The 19799-nt window shown below is 70.4% G+C and carries 14 protein-coding genes; all 14 read left to right on the plus strand.

All coding sequences use genetic code 11. The features are described from left to right. The first annotated feature begins 348 nt into the window (after positions 1–348). The 14 genes from ACFXGA_RS15625 to ACFXGA_RS15690 all read left to right on the plus strand — a co-directional run bounded on the left by ACFXGA_RS15625 (position 349) and on the right by ACFXGA_RS15690 (position 19706). Positions 349–1437 carry an ABC transporter ATP-binding protein gene (locus ACFXGA_RS15625; RefSeq protein WP_378088291.1) on the plus strand — a complete coding sequence of 363 codons (1089 nt, stop codon included), beginning with the start codon at positions 349–351 and terminating at the stop codon, positions 1435–1437. 50 nt (positions 1438–1487) lie between these two features. Next, a complete protein-coding gene (locus ACFXGA_RS15630) occupies positions 1488–2219 on the plus strand; it encodes an MlaE family ABC transporter permease (protein WP_378088376.1) in 732 nt (243 codons plus the stop codon). 1 nt (position 2220) lies between these two features. After that, the gene (locus ACFXGA_RS15635) at positions 2221–3060 is read left to right on the plus strand and encodes an MlaE family ABC transporter permease (protein ID WP_378088293.1); all 840 of its coding nucleotides are present in this window, start codon (positions 2221–2223) and stop codon (positions 3058–3060) included. After that, entirely contained in the window at positions 3057–3296 is a 240-nt protein-coding gene (locus tag ACFXGA_RS15640; RefSeq protein WP_378088295.1) for a hypothetical protein, read from the plus strand. The genes ACFXGA_RS15635 and ACFXGA_RS15640 overlap by 4 nt, the downstream gene beginning before the upstream one ends. Then, positions 3290–4618 (plus strand): MCE family protein, encoded by a 1329-nt coding sequence (locus ACFXGA_RS15645; protein WP_378088297.1) that lies wholly within the window; start codon positions 3290–3292, stop codon positions 4616–4618. Before ACFXGA_RS15640 ends, ACFXGA_RS15645 begins: the two co-directional genes overlap by 7 nt. Then, a complete protein-coding gene (locus ACFXGA_RS15650) occupies positions 4615–5643 on the plus strand; it encodes an MCE family protein (protein ID WP_378088299.1) in 1029 nt (342 codons plus the stop codon). Before ACFXGA_RS15645 ends, ACFXGA_RS15650 begins: the two co-directional genes overlap by 4 nt. Further along, positions 5640–6665: an MCE family protein gene (locus ACFXGA_RS15655; RefSeq protein WP_378088301.1), complete on the plus strand. Its 1026-nt coding sequence runs from the start codon at positions 5640–5642 to the stop codon at positions 6663–6665. Before ACFXGA_RS15650 ends, ACFXGA_RS15655 begins: the two co-directional genes overlap by 4 nt. After that, positions 6665–7834 carry an MCE family protein gene (locus tag ACFXGA_RS15660; protein WP_378088303.1) on the plus strand — a complete coding sequence of 390 codons (1170 nt, stop codon included), beginning with the start codon at positions 6665–6667 and terminating at the stop codon, positions 7832–7834. The genes ACFXGA_RS15655 and ACFXGA_RS15660 overlap by 1 nt, the downstream gene beginning before the upstream one ends. After that, complete coding sequence (locus ACFXGA_RS15665) at positions 7831–8997, plus strand: MCE family protein (protein ID WP_378088305.1); 1167 nt, start codon at positions 7831–7833, stop codon at positions 8995–8997. The genes ACFXGA_RS15660 and ACFXGA_RS15665 overlap by 4 nt, the downstream gene beginning before the upstream one ends. Continuing rightward, positions 8994–10229, plus strand: a complete 1236-nt coding sequence (locus ACFXGA_RS15670; protein WP_378088307.1) for an MCE family protein — start codon at positions 8994–8996, stop codon at positions 10227–10229. The genes ACFXGA_RS15665 and ACFXGA_RS15670 overlap by 4 nt, the downstream gene beginning before the upstream one ends. Positions 10230–10238: 9 nt before the next feature. Beyond that, positions 10239–10751, plus strand: a complete 513-nt coding sequence (locus ACFXGA_RS15675) for a hypothetical protein (RefSeq protein ID WP_378088309.1) — start codon at positions 10239–10241, stop codon at positions 10749–10751. 9 nt (positions 10752–10760) lie between these two features. Continuing rightward, positions 10761–11765, plus strand: a complete 1005-nt coding sequence (locus ACFXGA_RS15680) for a hypothetical protein (protein ID WP_378088311.1) — start codon at positions 10761–10763, stop codon at positions 11763–11765. 458 nt (positions 11766–12223) lie between these two features. Further along, the gene (locus ACFXGA_RS15685; RefSeq protein WP_378088313.1) at positions 12224–15706 is read left to right on the plus strand and encodes a DNA-directed RNA polymerase subunit beta; all 3483 of its coding nucleotides are present in this window, start codon (positions 12224–12226) and stop codon (positions 15704–15706) included. 103 nt (positions 15707–15809) lie between these two features. Then, positions 15810–19706 (plus strand): DNA-directed RNA polymerase subunit beta', encoded by a 3897-nt coding sequence (locus ACFXGA_RS15690; protein WP_378088315.1) that lies wholly within the window; start codon positions 15810–15812, stop codon positions 19704–19706. The last annotated feature ends 93 nt before the right edge of the window (positions 19707–19799 follow it).

A 19799-nucleotide genomic window follows, 5' to 3' on the forward strand; every position in this document is an offset into this window, starting at 1 on the left:
CCGTCAAGGTCCGCGGCCGGGTGTTCACCGGCACGTTCGAGCTGCGGGACGCGCCCCGCCGCGCGGGGGGTCAGCCCGCGCGGGGGGTGGGCGCCCGGATCCCGGGCACCCGGCCCGGGGGCCCCGCCTTCTTGCCGTCTGCGGCCCGTGATGTTGACCGCTCCGCGCGCGCCGGCCCACCATCGGTGATCGCGGGGTGGGTAGCGGGGTGAGCGGGCGCACACCGTTACCCATCCGAGACCACGGTTAACCCAACTGGTGAGTAACCACGTCGAGGCGGCCTCGTTGCACCGGTATGACGCCGGCCTGTCCGGCGTCGGGCGAAGTCGGCCGGGACCGGGAGGTGCGATGGGCGTCGAGGTGGTCGTCGAGGGCCTGACCAAGTCCTTCGGCAAGCAGACCATCTGGCGGGACGTCACGCTCACCCTCCCCCCGGGCGAGGTCAGCGTGATGCTCGGCCCGTCGGGCACGGGCAAGTCCGTCTTCCTGAAATCCCTGGTCGGGCTGCTGAAACCGGAGCGGGGCCGGATCGTCATCAACGGCGTCGACCTGGTCCGCTGCTCCGAGCGCAAGCTCTACGAGATCCGGAAGCTGTTCGGCGTCCTGTTCCAGGACGGCGCGCTGTTCGGCTCGATGAACCTCTTCGACAACGTCGCCTTCCCGCTGCGCGAGCACACCCGCAAGACCGAGGCCGAGGTCCGGCGGATCGTGCTGGAGAAGATGGAGATGGTCGGCCTCGTCGGCGCGGAGAAGAAGCTCCCCGGCGAGATCTCCGGCGGCATGCGCAAGCGGGCGGGCCTCGCCCGCGCCCTGGTGCTCGACCCCGAGATCATCCTGTGCGACGAGCCGGACTCCGGCCTGGACCCGGTCCGCACGGCCTACCTCAGCCAGCTGCTCATCGACCTGAACGCGCAGATCGACGCCACGATCCTGATCGTCACCCACAACATCACCGTGGCCCGCACCGTGCCGGACAACCTCGGCATGCTGTTCCGCCGCGAGCTGGTCATGTTCGGCCCCCGCGAGGTGCTGCTGACCAGCGACGAGCCGGTGGTCGAGCAGTTCCTCAACGGCCGCCGCATCGGGCCGATCGGCATGTCGGAGGAGAAGGACCAGGCCACGATGGCCGCCGAGCTGGCGCACCGCGACGCGGGCCACTCGGACGGCTCGCCGGACGAGGACGTGCGCGGCGTCGTGCCGCAGCTCGAACCGACGCCCGGCCTCCCGCCGCGCGGCGCGGTCCGCCGGCGCAAGGACCGGGTGATGAGCATCCTGCACACCCTGCCGCCGGAGGCGCAGCAGGGCATCATCGCGAGCCTCACGCCGGAGGAGCGCCTGCACTACCGCGCGATGGCCGACGCGGGCGAGCGGACCGGGCCGATCATCGCCAACCCGGGGGCCCCGACCCCGTGGCCCCGGCGCGGGGGCGTGCTGTGAGCGCTCCGGCGGCGTTCCCCGGCGTGGGCGCGCTGCGCGAGACCGGGCGGATGTTCGCCCTGGGCATCGACGTCGTCCGCAACACGTTCCGCCGCCCGTTCCAGCTGCGGGAGTTCATCCAGCAGTGCTGGTTCGTGGTGAGCGTGACCGTGCTGCCGACGGCCCTGGTGTCGATCCCGTTCGGCGCGGTGATCGCGCTCCAGATCGGCTCGCTGACCCGGCAGATCGGCGCGCAGTCGTTCACGGGCGCGGCGAGCGTGCTGGCGATCATCCAGCAGGCCAGCCCGATCGTCACGGCGCTGCTCATCGCGGGCGCGGGCGGCTCGGCGATCTGCGCGGACCTCGGCTCGCGCAAGATCCGCGAGGAGATCGACGCGATGGAGGTGCTGGGCGTCTCGCCGATCCAGCGCCTGGTCGTGCCGCGCGTGCTGGCCGCGATGCTGGTCAGCGTGCTGCTCAACGGCATGGTCAGCGTCGTCGGCGTGATGGGCGGCTACTTCTTCAACGTGATCCTCCAGGACGGCACGCCGGGCGCGTACCTGGCGAGCTTCAGCGCCCTGGCGCAGCTGCCGGACCTGTGGATCTCCGAGATCAAGGCCCTGGTCTTCGGGTTCATCGCGGGCATCGTGGCCGCCTACCGCGGGCTGAACCCGGCCGGTGGGCCGAAGGGCGTCGGCGACGCGGTGAACCAGGCCGTGGTCATCACGTTCCTGCTGCTGTTCTTCGTGAACTTCGTGCTCACCACGATCTACCTCCAGGTCGTCCCGGCGAAGGGGAGCTGAGATGGCCACGATCAACGAGCGGTTCCGCAAGGCGGCCAACGCGCCGCTGTCCGTGCTCGACACCCTCGGCGACCAGCTGTGGTTCTACCTGCGGGCGCTGTGCTGGACGCCGCGCACGCTGACCCGGTACCTGCGCGAGACGCTGCGGCTGCTGGCCGAGGTGAGCTTCGGGTCGGGCGCGCTGGCCGTCATCGGCGGCACGATCGGCGTGATGGTCGGCCTGTCGGTGTTCACCGGCACCGTCGTGGGCCTGCAGGGCTTCACCGCGCTCAACCAGATCGGCACGTCGGCGTTCGCGGGCTTCGTGTCGGCCTACTTCAACACCCGCGAGATCGCGCCCCTGGTCGCGGGCCTCGCGCTCAGCGCCACCGTGGGCTCCGGCTTCACCGCGCAGCTCGGCGCGATGCGGATCTCCGAGGAGATCGACGCGCTGGAGGTCATGGGCGTCCCCAGCCTGCCGTTCCTGGTCACCACGCGGATCATCGCGGGCTTCGTCGCGATCATCCCGCTGTACGTGATCGGCCTGCTGACGTCGTACCTGGCGGCCCGGTTCATCACGGTCGAGTTCTACGGGCAGTCGGCGGGCACCTACGACCACTACTTCAACCTGTTCCTACCCCCGGTCGACGTGCTCTGGTCGTTCGGCAAGGTGCTCGTCTTCGCCGTCGTGATCATCCTGACGCACTGCTACTACGGCTACCGCGCCAGCGGCGGGCCCGCCGGGGTCGGCGTGGCGGTGGGCCGCGCGGTGCGCACGGCGATCGTGACGACGGCCCTGCTGGACTTCTTCCTGAGCCTGGCCATCTGGGGTACCACGACGACGGTGAGGATCGCGGGATGACCGCCGACGTGCTCTTTCCCGCGGAGGCGGCGACCGGTGCTGCCGACGTGCTCTTTCCCGCGGAGGCGGCGACCGGTGCTGCCGACGTGTTCTTCCCCGCGGAGGCGGCGACCGGTGCTGCCGACGTGCTTTTCCCCGCGGAGGCGGCGACTGGTGCTGCCGACGTGTTCTTTCCCGCGGAGGCGGCGATCGGTGCTGCCGACGTGTTCTTCTCCGCGGAGGCGGTGACATGCTGAGGCGCAGGCTCCTGGGCGTCGTGCTGCTCGCGGTCATCGCCCTGTTCCTCTCGTTCACGGTGGCGCTGTACAACGACGCGTTCACCGAGGTCGTGAAGGTGACGCTGAAGACCGACCGGGTGGGCAACCAGCTGCTGGTCGACTCCGACGTCAAGGTCCGCGGCATGGTCGTCGGCCGGGTGGAGGGCATCCGCACCTCCGGCGACGGCGCGGAGCTGGAGCTGGCGCTCGACCCCGAGCAGGTGCGGCACATCCCCGGCAACGTCTCGGCGCGCCTGCTGCCGAAGACCCTGTTCGGCGAGCGGTACGTGAACCTGGTGCTGCCCGCGGAACGGGCAGCGCCGCTGAGCGAGGGCGCGGTCATCGAGCAGGACCGCTCCAGCAGCGCCGTCGAGCTGGAACGCGTCCTCGACGACCTGATGCCGGTGCTCCAGGCCGTGCAGCCGGAGAAGCTGGCCACCACGCTGACCGCGATGTCGCAGGCGCTGGAGAACCGGGGCAAGCCGCTGGGCGAGACGCTCGTGCAGCTCGACGCCTACCTCGGCGAGTTCAACCCGCAGCTGCCGAAGCTCAAGGAGGGCATCAGCCGCCTCGCCGACGTCTCCGACGTCTACGCCGACGCCGCGCCCGACCTGGTGCGGGCGCTGTCGGACGCCACCACGACGAGCCGCACGCTGGTCGAGCAGCGGGAGAACCTGCTGGCCCTCTACGGCACGCTGACCACGACCGCGCTGGACCTGAACAGCTTCCTCGCGGTGAACAAGAACAACCTGATCCAGCTCTCCGACGTGAGCCGGCCGACGCTGGAGCTGCTGGCGAAGTACGCGCCCGAGTACCCGTGCCTGCTCAAGGGCCTGACCGAGTTCAAGCCGATCATGGACGAGGTGTTCGGCAAGGGCACCGACGAGCCCGGCCTGCACATCACCCTGGAGATCACCGCCAACCGCGGCAAGTACGAGCCCGGCAAGGACGACCCGGAATACGCCGACAAGCGCGGCCCGCGCTGCTACGACATCGTGCCGCGGCCGGACCCGTTCCCGCAGTACCCGCCGGACGGCCCGGTGAAGGACGGCTCGACGTCGCCGCCGCCCGCCCGCGTCGCGGCCGACGGCGTGCTGCCGCCCGACGCCGGCGTGATCCGGGACGGCACCACGGCCCCGTCGTCGTTCACGGGCGTGCCGTCGCTGGCCAACTCGCCGGCCGAGCAGGACTTCCTGGCCGCGCTGCTCGCGCCGCAGTTCGGGCTCCACGAGGACGAGATGCCGAGCTTCACCGCGCTGCTGCTCGGCCCCCTGTACCGGGGAGCGGAGGTGACCGCGTGAGGTCCCTGGCCGCGCCGCTGGTCAAGCTGGCCGTGTTCGCCGCCGTCACCGTCCTGGCGACCGCGCTGCTGGCGGTGACGATCTCGAACACCGGCTTCACCGGCGCCACCGACTACACCGCCCGGTTCACCGACGTGACGGCGCTCAACGAGGGCGACGACGTCCGCATCGCGGGCGTCCGGGTCGGCCAGGTGGAGCGCATCCGCGTGGTGGACCGGCGGTTGGCGGAGGTGGAGTTCTCGCTGGAGGGCGACCGCACGCTGCCCGCCTCGGTCACCGCCACGATCAAGTACCGCAACCTCGTCGGCCAGCGGTACGTCGCGCTGGAGCACGGCGTGGGCGACGCGTCCCCGCTCCGGCCCGGCGACGTGATCCCCCTGGAGCGCACCAAGCCGGCGCTCGACCTGACCGTGCTGTTCAACGGGTTCAAGCCGCTGTTCCAGGCGCTCAACCCGGAGGACGTGAACCGGCTGTCCGAGGAGATCATCAAGGTCCTGCAGGGCGAGGGCGGCACGATCGACAGCCTCCTGCGCCACACCGCGTCGCTGACGTCCACGCTGGCGAGCCGCGACCGGGTGATCGGCGAGGTGATCGACAACCTCAACACCGTGCTGGACACCGTCAACTCGCGCAGCGAGCAGGTGTCCGCGCTGGTCACGACGGTGCAGGAGCTGACGACGGGCCTCGCGGCCGACCGGCAGCCGATCGGTGAGGCGATCAGCGCGATGGGCGACCTCACCACGACGACGGCCGACCTGCTCAACCAGTCGCGGCAGCCGTTGAAGGACGACATCGCCCACCTGGGCCTGGTGTCGCAGACGCTGGCGGACAACGAGGCGGTCGTGGAGGGCGTCATCCGGAACCTGCCCACCAAGATCGAGGCGATGTCGCGGACCGCGTCCTACGGCTCGTGGTTCAACTTCTTCCTGTGCGAGGGCACGGGGCAGGTCGCCGTGCCGCCGATCATCAACGACCCGATCCCGATCACGGCCCTGCCGGTCACGCAGCCGAGGTGTCGCAGGTGAAGACCGAACGCAACCCGGTGACCGTCGGCGTGGTGAGCCTCACCGTCATCGCCCTGCTGCTGCTCGCCGCCTTCAACTCCGACGAGCTGCCGATCATCGGCGGCGGCACCACGTACTCCGCGGAGTTCACCGAGGCCGCGGGCCTGGTCCCGGCGAACGAGGTGCGCGTGGCCGGCGTGAAGGTCGGCAAGGTGACCAAGGTCGAGCTGGCGGGCGACCGGGTGAAGGTGTCGTTCCGGGTGAAGGACGCCTGGGTGGGCGACCGCACGACCGCGGTGATCCGGATCAAGACCCTGCTCGGGCAGAAGTTCCTGGCGCTGGACCCGCAGGGGTCGCAGCCGCTGGACCCGGGCGAGCCGATCCCGCGCGAGCGCACCCTGTCGCCGTACGACGTGCAGGAGGCGTTCAACGGCCTGGCGACCACGGTCGGCCAGATCGACACCCGGCAGCTCGCGGACAGCTTCCAGGTCCTGTCGGAGACCTTCCAGGGCTCGGCGGAGAGCGTGCGCGGCGCGTTGGACGGGCTGTCCGCGCTGTCGAAGACGATCTCCTCGCGCGACGACCAGCTGGCGAAGCTGCTGGCCAACACCAACGAGATCACCAAGACCCTGGCCGACCGCAACGAGCAGTTCGAGAAGCTGCTCGCGGACGGCAACCTGCTGCTGGCGGAGCTGCGCAAGCGGCGCGACGCGATCGGGGCGCTGCTGACCGGCACCCGTGCCCTGTCCCGGGAGCTGACCGGCCTGGTCGCGGACAACACGGCCCAGCTGCGGCCCGCGCTGGAGCAGCTCGACCGGGTCACCACGATGCTCCAGCGCAACCAGGACACGCTCGACCGCAGCCTGGCGCTGATGGGCCCGTTCTTCCGGGTGTTCGCCAACACCCTGGGCAACGGCCGCTGGTTCGACGTCTACATCTGCGGCCTGCTGCCGCCGTCGGTGAACCTCGGCGTGGTCGGCTTCAACGAAGAGGGCTGCCTCCCGCCGGGCGTGCAGCGGCAACCCTCCGGGGGAGGCAACTGATGGCGGTGACGAAGGCCGGCCGCGACCTGGTCCGGGTCGCGGCGATCGCCTGCGTGCTCGTGCTGGTGGCCGCGGCCGTGATGTGGTGGGTGTTCGTCGGCGCGGAGAGCCGCCGGGTGACCGCCTGGTTCGGCGCGGCCGTCGGCGTCTACCCCGGCTCGGACGTGCGGGTCCTCGGCGTGCGGGTCGGCACGATCGAGGACGTCGCGCCGCAGGGCGAGGTGGTGAAGGTCGTGATGTCGATCGACCGCTCGGTGCCGGTGCCCGCCGCCGCGCGGGCGGTCGTGGTCGCGCCCAGCGTGGTCAGCGACCGGTACGTGCAGCTCGCGCCCGCCTACACCGGCGGCGACGTGCTGGGCGACGGCGCCACCATCCCGCGCGAGCGCACCGCCACCCCGGTCGAGCTGGACGAGCTGTACGCGAGCCTCGACGAGCTGACCACCGCGCTCGGCCCGAACGGCGCCAACCGGGACGGCGCGCTGTCGGACCTGCTGGACTCCGCCGCGGCCACCCTCCAGGGCAACGGGCAGGCGCTCGGCGAGACCGTCAAGCAGCTCGGCGAGGCGACCCGCACGCTGTCCGGCTCGAAGGACGACCTGTTCGGCACCGTGGACAACCTGCAGAAGTTCACCGGCATGCTGGCCGCGAACGACGGCCAGGTGCGCGACGTCAACCGGCAGCTCGCCGAGGTCGCCGGGTTCCTCGCCGACGAGCGGGAGAACCTGGCCGGCGCGCTGAACGAGCTGGCTTCCGCGCTCGGCCAGGTGCAGGGGTTCATCCAGGACAACCGGGCCGTGCTCAAGTCCAACGTCGACAAGCTCGCGGGCATCACCCGGGTGCTGGTCGACCAGCGCGCGTCGCTGGCCGAGGCGCTCGACGTCGGGCCGCTGGCCCTGGGCAACCTGCAGAACGCCTACAACGCGGCGTCCGGCACGCTCGACGCCCGGGCCAACATCAACGAGCTGAACCAGCCGCCGATCGTGCTGGTCTGCAAGCTCGTGCAGGGCATCGAGCCGGGCCGGGTGCCGGGCGTGCTCGCCGAGACGTGCCGGCAGCTGGAGCCGCTGCTCACCGGCGCGGTGCCGCTCAAGACGCCCGCGGAAGTGCTGACCGACCTGTCCCAGGGCAAGCTGCCGCTGCCCCTGCCGCTCGCGGGGGTGCCCCGGTGAGGCGGGTCCTGGGCGCGGTGCTCGTGACGGGCGCGTTGACGGTGCTGGCCGGCTGCGGCACGGGCGGCTTCGACGGCGTCTACAACCTGCCGCTGCCCGGCGGCGCGGACGTCGGCGACCGGCCGTACGCGGTGAAGGTGCGGTTCAAGGACGTGCTGGACCTCGTGCCGCAGGCGGGCGTGAAGGTCAACGACGTGCCCGTCGGCCGGGTCGACCGGATCGACCTGGGCGCGGACGGCTGGACCGCCGAGGTGACCGTGCTGGTCAACGGCGACGTGGAGCTGCCCGGCAACGCCGTCGCCCGGCTGCGCCAGTCCGCGCTGCTCGGCGAGAAGTACGTGGAGCTGGCGCGCCCGGCGGAGGGCCGGGAGGAGGGCACGTTGACCGACGGCTCGGTCATCCCGGTCGAGCGGACCAACCGCAACCCCGAGGTCGAAGAGGTCTTCGGCGCGCTGTCCATGCTGCTCAACGGCGGCGGCATCGCCCAGCTCCAGGACATCAGCCGGGAGCTGAACGCGGCCCTGGAGGGCAACGAGCCGGAGGTCCGGTCGCTGCTGGCCAACCTGAACACGCTGGTCGGCGACCTCGACGCGCACAAGGGCGAGATCACCCGCGCGCTGGACGGCCTCAACCGGCTCGGCGGCACGCTGAGCGCCCAGCGCGAGCAGATCACCGGCGTCCTCGACGGGCTGGAGCCGGGCCTGAGGGTGCTCACCGAGCAGCGCACCCAGCTCGTCACGCTGCTCCAGTCGCTCGACGCCCTGTCCGACGTCGCGGTGGACACCGTCACCAAGTCCAAGGACGACATCGTGGCCGACCTCAAGGCGCTGACGCCCACGCTCCGGAAGCTGGCCGAGGCGGGCACGAACCTGCCCAACGCGTTCGAGCTGCTGCTGACGTACCCGTTCCCGGACGCGGCGGTGGACGGCATCAAGGGCGACTACACGAACATGTACGCCGACATCGACCTGAACCTGGGCACGGTGGTGGACAACCTGGGCCGCTCCCGGCAGTCCCCGCTGCCGACCCTGCCCGGCCTGCCGGGCGGGAACACGACCGCGCCGTCCCTGCCGCTGCCCCTGCCGAACCTGCCGCTGCCCGGCGTGCCCGGCACGTCGGGGCTGGGCGACCTGCTCGGCGGACTGCTCGGGGGTGGGCGGTGATCCCGGGCCGGATCAAGCTGCAGATCGGCGCGTTCCTGCTGATCGCCCTGGTCGGCGTGAGCTACGTCGGCGCGCGGTACGTCGGGCTCGGCCGCGTGTTCGGCTCGTCCGGGTACGTGGTGACGGTGCAGCTCGCCGACTCCGGCGGCCTGTTCACCAACGCCGAGGTCACCTACCGCGGCGTCGCCGTGGGCCGGGTCGGGCCGATGCGGCTGACCGCCGACGGGCTGGAGGCCGACCTCGACATCGCCCCGGACGCGCCGGCCATCCCGGCCGACCTGGAGGCCGTGGTCGCGAACCGGTCCGCGGTGGGCGAGCAGTACGTCGACCTGCGCCCGCGCGGCGAGGACGGGCCGTTCCTGGCCGCCGGGTCGGTCATCCCGCGCTCGGCGACCCGGACCCCGCCGCCGGTGGACGGCCTGCTGACCAACCTCGACGCGTTCGCCAGGTCGGTGCCCGCCGAGTCGCTGCGCACCGTGGTGGACGAGCTGGACCTGGCGTTCAACGGCACCGGGCCGGACCTGCAGGTGCTGCTGGACAACGCGCAGGCGTTCACCCGGGCCGCGACCGAGCACCTGCCGCAGACCGAGGCGCTGCTCGACAGCGGGCTGACCGCGCTGACCACGCAGGCCGAGCAGGGCGGGGCGATCAGGTCGTTCGCCGCCGACCTGCGGGCGCTGGCCGAGCGGCTGAAGGACTCCGACCCCGACCTCCGGCGGCTCATCGGGGTGTCGCCGCAGGCCGCCGAGCAGGTCTCGGCGCTGCTGCGGGAGAGCGGGCCCAACCTCGGCGTGGTCCTGGCCAACCTGCTGACCACCGGGAACATCCTGGTCACCCGGTTGGACGGGCTGGAGCAGATCGCCGTCACCTACCCGATCGTCGTCGGCGGCGGGTTCAGCGTGGCCAAGGGCGACGGCACGGGCGCGCACTTCGGGCTGGCCCTGAACCTGTTCGACCCGCCGACCTGCACCGTCGGCTACGAGGGCACCACGATCCGGCAGGGCACCGACACCACGCCGGCCGAGTTGAACACCGGGGCCTACTGCGCGTTGGCCCGCGGCAGCGCGACCGGCGTGCGCGGCGCCCAGAACGCGCCTTACGGTGGCACCCCGGCCGCCACACCCACCGGCGACGCCACGTCGCAGCCGGGGCGCGAGCCGGCCCCGGGCGAGGCCGCCGCCGAGGCGCCGCTGCTGACCAGCCTGGGGCAGTTGCTCGGTCTGCCGGGCTGAGGAGGGACGATGGACGTTCGACGCTGGTCGCTGCCCGTCGCGGCGGTGCTCGCCGTGGTGGCGCTCGGCTACGCGGTGTGGGCCGGGGTGTCGTGGTGGAGCGCGTCCGCCAACGACTCGGTGGCGTTCTCGCGGGAGCGGGACGAGGTGCTGCGGGTCGGGCAGGTCGGGATCGCCAACTTCACCACCCTCGACTACAAGAAGGTCGACGAGGACCTCGACCGGTGGCTGGACACGTCCACCGGCGACCTGCGCGCCGAGATCGAGGACGGCCGGGAGACCCGCCGCAAGCAGATCGAGGACGCCAGGACGGTCACCGTGAGCCGGGTGCTGGACGCGGCCGTGACGGAGCTGGACGCGCGGGCCGGGAAGGCGCACCTGATCGCCGTCGTGGAGACCACGGTGACGCCGGAGGGCGGGCAGGCGGTGAAGAAGGTCAACCGGTACCAGACGGACCTGACCCGCACCGACGCCGGTTGGAAGCTCAGCGCGTTGGGGCCGGTCGCGCCCGGCGGCGCGTGAACCGAGGAGATGACGTCAGTGCCACCGTCCCGCCGCCGCCCCGTCCCGACCCCGCCGACCGCCCGGCCGCGCGTCGCCGGCCTGCGCAAACGTGCCGACCAGGGCGCACCCGCCAAGCGGGTCGAGGACGAGGTCACCGGTTCGGCCACCCAGGATCCGCCCGCCGGTGGTTCGGGCGCCGAAGGTCCGCACACCGACCGTTCGGGTGTTGTCGAACCGGGCGTGGCGGATCCGGGCGCCGGGCTTTCGGACGAGGAGCCGCCGGCTGCTCCGGATCCGCGGTCGACCGAGGTCACCGGCCTGATCGAGCCCGGAGAGGACGCCGACGCGGCCGTCGCGCCCGCCGAGCCCTCGCCGCGACCCCGACCGACCGGCCGCCGCAAGCGCACCGGTGAGGCCGTCGCGCCGAGCGTGCCGACCGACCCCGAGCCGGACCGCACCCCGTCCGACGAGGCCGGGTCCGACGCGGGCCGGGCACGCGCCCGCTCCGGCCTGGCCCTGCCCGTCGCCCTGGTCGTGGTGGCCGCGCTCCTGGCCGGCCTCGGCTGGTGGTTCCAGCGGCAGGCGGGCGAGGTCGCCTACAACCAGGCCCTGGTGGACAGCGCGGGCACGACCGAGGTGGCCGGGCAGGCCCGGGAGGCGGTCGAGAAGGCGTTCTCCTACAACTTCGCCGACGTCGCCGCCACCGAGAAGGCGGCCAACGAGCTGCTGGTCGGCAAGGCCCAGTGCCAGTACAACGCGATCTTCGGGCCGGTCCGCGCGCTCGCGCCGGAGCAGAAGCTCGTGGTCACGGTGAAGGCCGTGTCCAGCGGTGTGACCTCGCTCGACGGCGACCGCGCCACGGTGCTGCTGTTCCTCGACCAGGTCACCACCCGCACCACCGACAACCAGAGCGGCGGCGGCATCGCCATGATGCGGGTCGGCGCGCGGAAGGTCGACGGCCGGTGGAAGGTCGACAACATGGAGATGTTCGGCCAGACCGGCGACCAGGCGGCCGAGACCTCCAAGTGCTGACGCCGGCGCGCCCGGGGCGTCCACTCAGGACCGCGAACCCGATTCCACACCTCCGCACAACGTGATCTGCACCACATTTTCAGGCCGGTGACCGAACGGAATCGCCACTCTCTCCCTTCGGGGTCGGAACACCCGCCAAAGGTTCACCTTTGCTCACGTCCATGTATTTTCGCAGGTCGCAGCGGTAACAGCGCGTCATCGCGCCTTGCGCCAGTGGAGTGATCGCCGCGTGGCATCTTGACTGTGAGCGTCAGCGGGGTCACTCTGTCGGTGAGCACGAGAAAGGTCCTTCCAGGTGCCTCTCGACAGTTGCCGCGTCCGTGGCTAGACTGCTCCTTTGCGCTGCCCTCTTTCCGTTTGCCCTTCGCCGAGAGCTGGATTGCCGGGCATCGCCGCACCCTTGACAGCCGTGCTAGTTCCGCTGACTAGCCAGCTACCTGTCCCTGGAAGGACGCATCTTGGCGATCTCTCGCGCGACCAAGGCCACTGCTGCGACCAACTCCACGTCGGGGATTCCCGGAGCGCCGAAGCGAGTCTCTTTCGCGAAGATCCACGAACCGCTTCAGACGCCCAACCTGCTCGACCTGCAGATCCAGTCGTTCGAATGGCTCACCGGCGACGAGGCGTGGTTCCAGCGCCGCGTCGACGAAGGTGACGAGGCGCCGACGGGCGGCCTCGAGGAGGTCTTGAACGAGATCTCCCCGATCGAGGACTTCTCCGGCTCGATGTCGCTCTCCTTCTCCGACCCGCGCTTCGACGAGGTGAAAGCCTCGACCGAGGAGTGCAAGGACAAGGACATGACGTACGCCGCCCCGTTGTTCGTCACGGCGGAGTTCACCAACCACACCACCGGCGAGATCAAGAGCCAGACGGTGTTCATGGGTGACTTCCCGATGATGACCGACAAGGGCACGTTCATCATCAACGGCACCGAGCGGGTCGTGGTCTCCCAGCTCGTCCGCTCGCCGGGTGTCTACTACGACACCGCGATCGACAAGACGACCGACAAGGACGTCTTCAGCGTCAAGATCATCCCGTCCCGGGGTGCCTGGCTGGAGTTCGACGTCGACAAGCGCGACACCGTGGGTGTCCGCATCGACCGCAAGCGCCGCCAGCCGGTGACCGTGCTGCTGAAGGCCCTGGGTTGGACCACCGAGCAGATCCGCGAGCGCTTCTCGTTCAGCGAGACGCTGCTGACGACGCTGGAGAAGGACCACACCGCGGGCACCGACGAGGCGTTGCTCGACATCTACCGCAAGCTGCGTCCGGGCGAGCCGCCGACGAAGGAGTCCGCGCAGGCGCTGCTGGAGAACCTCTTCTTCAAGGACAAGCGCTACGACCTGGCGAAGGTTGGCCGGTACAAGGTCAACAAGAAGCTGGGCCTCAACACCCCGATCACCACGGGCGTGCTGACCGAGGAAGACATCGTCACCACGATCGAGTACCTGGTGCGCCTGCACGCGGGTGAGACGACGATGAAGCCCGGCGACGTCGAGGTGCCCGTCGAGGTCGACGACATCGACCACTTCGGCAACCGCCGCCTGCGCACCGTCGGCGAGCTGATCCAGAACCAGATCCGGGTCGGCCTGTCCCGCATGGAGCGCGTCGTCCGCGAGCGCATGACGACCCAGGACGTCGAGGCCATCACGCCGCAGACCCTGATCAACATCCGCCCGGTGGTGGCGGCGATCAAGGAGTTCTTCGGCACCTCCCAGCTCTCGCAGTTCATGGACCAGATCAACCCGCTCGCGGGCCTGACCCACAAGCGCCGCCTGTCGGCGCTGGGCCCCGGCGGTCTGTCCCGGGAGCGGGCCGGCATGGAGGTCCGCGACGTCCACCCGTCGCACTACGGCCGCATGTGCCCGATCGAGACGCCGGAAGGCCCGAACATCGGCCTGATCGGCTCGCTGTCCTCGTTCGCGCGGGTCAACCCGTTCGGCTTCATCGAGACGCCGTACCGCAAGGTCGTCGACGGCCGGGTCACCGACCAGGTCGACTACCTGACCGCGGACGAGGAGGACCGGTACGTCAAGGCGCAGGCGAACGCCAGGATCGACGCCGACGGCAACTTCCTCGAGGACCGCGTCCTGGTCCGCAAGAAGGGCGGCGAGGTCGAGTTCGTCGACCCGGGCGACGTCGACTACATGGACGTCTCCCCGCGCCAGATGGTGTCCGCGGCGACCGCGCTCATCCCGTTCCTGGAGCACGACGACGCCAACCGCGCCCTGATGGGCGCGAACATGCAGCGCCAGGCGGTGCCGCTGCTGCGCAGCGAGTCGCCGCTGGTGGGCACCGGCATGGAGCTGCGCGTCGCGGTCGACGCCGGTGACGTGGTCGTGGCCAAGAAGACCGGTGTGGTCGAGGAGATCTCCGCCGACTACGTCACGGTCATGGCCGACGACGGCTCGCGGCAGACCTACGCGCTGCACAAGTTCCGCCGGTCCAACCAGGGCAGCTGCATCAACCAGAAGCCCATCGTGAACGAGGGCGACCGGGTGCAGGAGGGCCAGGTCCTGGCCGACGGCCCGTGCACCGAGAACGGCGAGATGGCGCTGGGCAAGAACCTGCTCGTCGCGATCATGCCGTGGGAGGGCCACAACTACGAGGACGCGATCATCCTCTCCCAGCGGATCGTCCAGGACGACGTCCTGACCTCGATCCACATCGAGGAGCACGAGATCGACGCGCGCGACACCAAGCTGGGCGCCGAGGAGATCACCCGGGACATCCCGAACGTCTCCGAGGAGGTCCTGGCCGACCTCGACGAGCGCGGCATCATCCGCATCGGCGCCGAGGTCCAGCCGGGCGACATCCTGGTCGGCAAGGTCACTCCGAAGGGCGAGACCGAGCTGACCCCGGAGGAGCGCCTGCTGCGCGCGATCTTCGGCGAGAAGGCCCGCGAGGTGCGCGACACGTCGCTGAAGGTGCCGCACGGCGAGTACGGCAAGGTCATCGGCATCCGCGTGTTCAGCCGCGAGGACGACGACGAGCTGCCCCCCGGCGTGAACGAGCTGGTCCGCGTCTACGTCGCCCAGAAGCGCAAGATCCAGGACGGCGACAAGCTCGCCGGCCGCCACGGCAACAAGGGCGTCATCGGCAAGATCCTGCCGGTCGAGGACATGCCGTTCCTGGAGGACGGCACCCCGGTCGACATCGTGCTGAACACGCACGGCGTGCCGCGCCGCATGAACATCGGCCAGGTGTTGGAGACCCACCTCGGGTGGATCGCCAAGCAGGGCTGGAGCATCGACGGCGACGCGGACTGGGCGAAGGACCTGCCGTCGGAGCTGTACGACGTGGAGCCGGGCACGAAGACCGCCACCCCGGTCTTCGACGGCGCGCGCGAGGACGAGCTGATGGGCCTGCTGGCCTCGACCCGGCCCAACCGGGACGGCGAGCGGATGGTCAAGGAGGACGGCAAGGCCGTCCTGCTCGACGGCCGCAGCGGCGAGCCGTTCCCGTACCCGGTGTCGGTCGGCTACATGTACATCCTCAAGCTCGGCCACCTGGTGGACGACAAGATCCACGCCCGCTCCACCGGCCCGTACTCGATGATCACGCAGCAGCCGCTGGGCGGTAAGGCGCAGTTCGGCGGCCAGCGCTTCGGTGAGATGGAGTGCTGGGCGATGCAGGCCTACGGCGCGGCGTACACGCTGCAGGAGCTGCTGACCATCAAGTCGGACGACGTGTTGGGCCGCGTGAAGGTCTACGAGGCCATCGTCAAGGGCGAGAACATCCCGGAACCGGGCATCCCGGAGTCCTTCAAGGTGCTGCTCAAGGAGTTGCAGTCGCTGTGCCTCAACGTCGAGGTGCTGTCCTCGGACGGCGCCGCGATCGAGATGCGCGACGGCGACGACGAAGACCTCGAGCGCGCGGCCGCGAACCTCGGCATCAACCTGTCGAGGTCCGAGTCGCCGTCCGTGGACGACGTCGTCAACTGACGCTCGCCGGTCACCGGGGGCGCGCCCCGTCGCGGGCGGCCCCCGGTGACCCAGCCACCAGCACCCCACGCAGCACCGAACCAAAAAGGGGAAGAGAGTAGACGTGCTCGACGTCAACTTCTTCGATGAGCTTCGCATCGGTCTCGCGACCGCGGACGACATCCGCCAGTGGTCCTACGGCGAGGTCAAGAAGCCCGAGACCATCAACTACCGCACGCTCAAGCCGGAGAAGGACGGCTTGTTCTGCGAGAAGATCTTCGGTCCCACCCGGGACTGGGAGTGCTACTGCGGCAAGTACAAGCGGGTGCGCTTCAAGGGCATCATCTGCGAGCGCTGCGGCGTCGAGGTGACCCGTGCCAAGGTGCGGCGCGAGCGCATGGGCCACATCGAACTGGCCGCGCCGGTCACGCACATCTGGTACTTCAAGGGCGTCCCGAGCCGGTTGGGCTACCTGCTCGACCTGGCCCCCAAGGACCTCGAGAAGATCATCTACTTCGCCGCCTACGTCATCGTGGGCGTGAACACCGAGCTGCGCCACAACGACCTGCCGACGCTCGAGAGCGAGATGCAGGTCGAGCGCAAGCGCGTGGAGAACAAGCGCGACGCCGACGTCGAGGCGCGGGCGCAGAAGCTGGAAGCCGACCTGGCCGAGCTGGAGGCGGAGGGCGCCAAGTCCGACGTCCGCCGCAAGGTCAAGGAGGGCGGCGAGCGCGAGATGCGGCAGATCCGCGACCGCGCCCAGCGCGAGCTGGACCGCCTCGACGAGATCTGGTCCACCTTCACCAAGCTGGAGAAGGCCCAGCTCATCGCGGACGAGCTGCTCTACCGCGAGCTGTACGACCGCTACGGCGACTACTTCACCGGCGCCATGGGCGCCGAGGCCATCCAGAAGCTGCTGGGTGACTACGACGTGGACGCCGAGGCCGACGTGCTGCGGGAGACCATCCGCAGCGGCAAGGGCCAGAAGAAGCTGCGCGCCCTCAAGCGGCTGAAGGTCGTGGCCGCCTTCCAGGCGACCCGCAACAGCCCGCAGGGCATGGTGCTGGACTGCGTGCCGGTCATCCCGCCGGACCTGCGCCCGATGGTGCAGCTCGACGGTGGCCGCTTCGCGACCTCCGACCTGAACGACCTGTACCGCCGCGTCATCAACCGCAACAACCGCCTCAAGAGGCTGATCGACCTCGGCGCGCCCGAGATCATCGTCAACAACGAGAAGCGGATGCTGCAGGAGGCCGTCGACGCGCTGTTCGACAACGGCCGCCGCGGCCGGCCGGTGACCGGTCCGGGCAACCGCCCGCTCAAGTCGCTGTCCGACCTGCTCAAGGGCAAGCAGGGCCGGTTCCGCCAGAACCTGCTCGGCAAGCGCGTCGACTACTCCGGCCGTTCGGTCATCGTGGTCGGCCCGCAGCTGAAGCTGCACCAGTGCGGCCTGCCCAAGCAGATGGCGCTGGAGCTGTTCAAGCCGTTCGTGATGAAGCGGCTGGTGGACCTCAACCACGCGCAGAACATCAAGTCGGCCAAGCGCATGGTCGAGCGCGCCCGCCCGGCCGTGTGGGACGTGCTGGAAGAGGTCATCACCGAGCACCCGGTGCTGCTCAACCGCGCGCCCACGCTGCACCGCCTCGGCATCCAGGCCTTCGAGCCGCAGCTGGTCGAGGGCAAGGCCATCCAGCTGCACCCGCTGGTCTGCGAGGCGTTCAACGCGGACTTCGACGGTGACCAGATGGCGGTCCACCTGCCGCTGTCCGCCGAGGCGCAGGCCGAGGCGCGCGTGCTGATGCTGTCGTCGAACAACATCCTCTCGCCCGCGTCGGGCAAGCCGCTGGCCATGCCGCGCCTGGACATGGTGACCGGCCTGTACCACCTGACCCGGCACAAGCCGGGCGACCTCGGCGAGGGCCACGCGTTCTCGTCGCCGGCCGAGGCGCAGATGGCCTTCGACCGGAAGGTGCTGGGCCTGCAGGCGCTGGTCAAGATCCGGATCTCGGACAAGAACCCGCCGAAGGGCCAGGAGCCGGAGGGCTGGGAGCCCGGTCAGCCGTGGCTGGCCGAGACCACCCTGGGCCGGGCGCTGTTCAACGAGATCCTGCCGCAGGACTACCCGTACCTGAACGAGGTCATGCCGAAGAAGCGGCAGGCCACGGTCATCAACGACCTCGCCGAGCGGTACCCGATGGTCACCGTCGCCCGGACGCTGGACAAGCTGAAGGACGCCGGTTTCTACTGGGCCACCCGGTCGGGCGTCACGGTCGCGATCTCCGACGTGCTCGTTCCGGAGGCCAAGCAGGGCATCCTGGACGAGTACGAGAAGCTCGCCGACGCGGTGGAGAAGCGCTACCAGCGCGGTCAGCTCTCCTACACCGAGCGCAACAACGAGCTGGTCAAGGTGTGGACCAAGGCCACCGAAGAGGTCGCCGAGGTCATGGAGGCCAACTTCCCCGAGGACAACTCGATCCGCATGATCGTGAAGTCCGGGGCGGCGGGCAACATGACCCAGGTCCGGTCGCTGGCCGGCATGCGCGGCCTGGTGACCAACCCGAAGGGCGAGTACATCCCGCGGCCGATCAAGAACTCGTTCCGCGAGGGCCTGTCGGTGCTGGAGTACTTCATCGCCACGCACGGCGCCCGCAAGGGTCTGGCCGACACCGCGCTGCGGACCGCCGACTCGGGTTACCTGACCCGTCGTCTGGTGGACGTGTCGCAGGACGTCATCATCCGCGAGGTCGACTGCGGCACCAGCCGCGGCGTGAACATGACGGTCGGCGAGCGGCAGGGCGACAAGGTCGTGCTGCACGAGTTCGCGCAGACCAGCGTGTACGCGCGGACCATCGCCGAGGACATCACCGACGCCGACGGCAACGTCGTGCTCAACCGCGGTGACGACCTGGGCGACCCGGCGCTGGCGACGCTCGTCGAGGCGGGCGTGACCAGGGTCAAGGTGCGCTCGGTGCTGACCTGCGAGTCGGCGGTCGGCGTGTGCGCGTCCTGCTACGGCCGTTCGATGGCGACCGGCAAGCTGGTCGACGTCGGCGAGGCCGTCGGCATCGTCGCCGCGCAGTCCATCGGTGAGCCGGGCACGCAGCTGACCATGCGCACGTTCCACCAGGGTGGTGTCGCCGGTGACGACATCACCACGGGTCTGCCCCGCGTGCAGGAGCTGTTCGAGGCCCGCGTGCCGAAGGGCAAGGCGCCCATCGCGGACGTCGACGGCCGGGTGCGCATCGAGGACGGCGACCGGTTCTGGAAGATCACCCTCATCCCGGACGACGGGTCGGAGGAGATCGTCTTCGAGAAGCTGTCCAAGCGGCAGCGGCTCGCGAACACGGCCACCGGTCCGCTGCAGGACGGCGACCACGTGCACGTGGGCCAGCAGCTGCTGGAGGGCACGCCCGACCCGCACGAGGTGCTGCGCGTGATGGGTCCCCGCGAGGCCCAGCTGCACCTGGTGCAGGAGGTCCAGAAGGTCTACCGGGCCCAGGGTGTGGCGATCCACGACAAGCACATCGAGGTCATCGTCCGGCAGATGCTGCGCCGGGTGACGATCATCGACTCGGGTGCGACCGAGTTCCTGCCGGGCTCGCTGGTCGAGCGCGCGGAGTTCGAGTCGGGCAACCGGGCCGTGGTGGCCGAGGGCGGCGAGCCCGCCGCCGGCCGTCCGGTGCTGATGGGCATCACGAAGGCGTCGCTGGCCACGGACTCGTGGCTGTCGGCGGCCTCCTTCCAGGAGACGACGAGGGTCCTGACCGACGCCGCGATCAACGGCCGGTCGGACAAGCTCATCGGCCTGAAGGAGAACGTGATCATCGGCAAGCTGATCCCGGCCGGCACCGGCATCAACCGGTACCGGAACATCCAGGTGCAGCCGACCGAGGAGGCGCGTGCGGCGGCGTACGCGATCCCGAGCTACGACGACGGCTACTACACGCCGGACGTCTTCGGCACGGGCACGGGCGCCGCGGTCCCGCTGGACGACTACGACTTCGGCCGCGACTACCGCTGAAGCACGTGATCACCGCGAAGGCCCCGGGAGCACACCGCTCCCGGGGCCTTCCGGCTTGTCGGGACCCGTCAGCGGGCTCGCGCCCCGCGAGCA

The sequence above is a fragment of the Actinosynnema sp. NPDC059335 genome (assembly GCF_042752395.1).
Taxonomy (GTDB): Bacteria; Actinomycetota; Actinomycetes; order Mycobacteriales; family Pseudonocardiaceae; genus Actinosynnema.